We start from the raw sequence: 1,880 nt of genomic DNA, 5'->3' as shown, positions 1-1,880 counted from the left end.
ACAGGATCCTGTCCACCACGTCCCTGTCCTCGGCGAAGATGTAGACGCCCAACGGACTCGGCCGGCTGTTGACCCACTGGACGACCGCGTCGACCGACCCGATCTCGAGCACCGGCAGGATGGGGCCGAAGATCTCTTCCTTCATGATCGGCGAATCCACCGCCACGTCCACCAGCACGGTCGGCGCGATGTAGAGCGCGTCGGCATCGGTCTGGCCGCCGGCGACGGCCCGGCCGCTGTCGAGCAGCGCGGCCAGCCGATCGAAGTTGCGACGGTTGATCACACGTCCGTAGTCCGGGCTCTGCTTCGGGTCGTCGCCATAGAACTCGCGGATCGTGTCCTTCAGGTGCTGCACGAATTCATCCTTCACCTCCGGCCATGCCAGCACGTGGTCGGGTGCGGTGCAGATGTGGCCGGAGTTCAGGTAGCGCCCATACGCGATGCGCCGCGCGGCCACCTTGAGGTTGGCCGACGAATGGACGATGGTCGGGTTCTTGCCGCCGAGTTCGAGCACGCACGGCGTCAGGTTCTTCGCGGCCGCCTGGTGCACGATCTTGCCGACCGGCGGACTGCCCGTGAAGAAGATCATGTCCCACTGCTGTGCCAGCAGGGCCGTGGTCTCGGGGACGGCGCCCTCGACGACCGCGACCGCACGCGGATCGAAGTACTCGGGCACCAGCCGCGCCGCCGCGGCGGCGCAATGGGCCGCGACCTCGGAAGGTTTCAGGACGGCGGTGTTGCCCGCGGCCAGTGCCGCCACCAGCGGCCCGAACACCAGCATGAAGGGCTCGTTCCAGGCGCCGATGATCAGCGCCACGCCCAGCGGGTCGCGATTCACCCGGATGTAGCCCGGCTCGAACACCAGCGGCATCGGCTCGTGCAAGGGCTTCATCCACGCGTCGATGTGCTCGAGCGCGTAGGCGGCCTCCTTGGCGCAGTAGTCGACGTCCATCAAGTCGGCATCGTTGACGTTGCGACGCAGGTCTTTCCAGAGCGCGTCGCACAACGCGTCGTGGTGGTCGGTGAACATGGCCCGGACGGACTCGAGCTGGGACTTTCTCCACGCGACCGGGCGCGTATGGCCTTCCAGGAAGAACGCCCGCTGGCTGGCGACGAGGGCGGCGTAGTCGGGCAGGGACATGATGGATGGACCTCGTGCTTTCAGAAAGGCGTCAGACGCGAAGCGCAATCTCGTCGCCCAGCTCGCGGACTGGACCGGAAAGGAGCGAATGATGGGCTTGAGCGCGCGCGTTTGCCAGCCCTGCGGCCACGTACGTGGCGTGGCACACGCTGGAGCGCAGACGCGAGTTCATTTCGGATCCGATCGCGCCCGACGCACCGCGGCGCGCAGTTCGCGCACGCTGACCGGCCGCTCCAGGAAATCGGTCGCCTCCAGTCGCGCGATGTCGACCGCCGTGCGAAACGCCGTGTGCGGGCCCAGGACGATCACGGGCAACGCGATCCCCCGGTGCCTCAACTCACGCACCAGCCTGAGGGTTGCGGCCCCGTCGACATCGGCCGACGCAATCAGGCATTGGCCCGGACCACTCGGCGAGCGGGCCAGCAACGCCTCGCCGTCGTCCACGAAGACCACGGCATCGACGCTTCGCCCGAGCGTCGATTCGATCCAGGCGCGCTCATCCGCCTTGAAACCGACGACGTAGACGGTGGTGGACATGGCTTCGGCGTCTCCCACTGCGTTGGGGGGTGCCGGATCTTCCGCAGTGTGGGGCTTGCGCAGCGATCCGCACGCGATGCGGCCGAGGCGTTCAACACCACGCGCAACGCCTTCAAGCCGCCTCCGTTCACCTGCGTCGAACCGGTTCTCTATGGTGCGACCATCCGGGCGATGCGGCCATCCCGGCGACCACGCAGCACCA

Annotated in this window: 2 protein-coding genes; both read right to left on the bottom strand. The window is 67.4% G+C overall.

From position 1 onward, the window contains the following. A partial coding sequence (locus AC1D2K_RS34030; protein WP_478094760.1) for an aldehyde dehydrogenase family protein occupies nucleotides 1-1,141 on the bottom strand: 1,141 nt, incomplete at its 3' end. Between the two features lie 168 nt (nucleotides 1,142-1,309). Next, the coding region (locus AC1D2K_RS34025) for a response regulator (protein WP_478094759.1) at nucleotides 1,310-1,880 on the bottom strand (571 nt) is incomplete at its 5' end.

The sequence above is a fragment of the Variovorax sp. P1_H12_2 genome (assembly GCF_056405335.1).
This window is presented reverse-complemented; position numbering and strand designations above follow the sequence as displayed.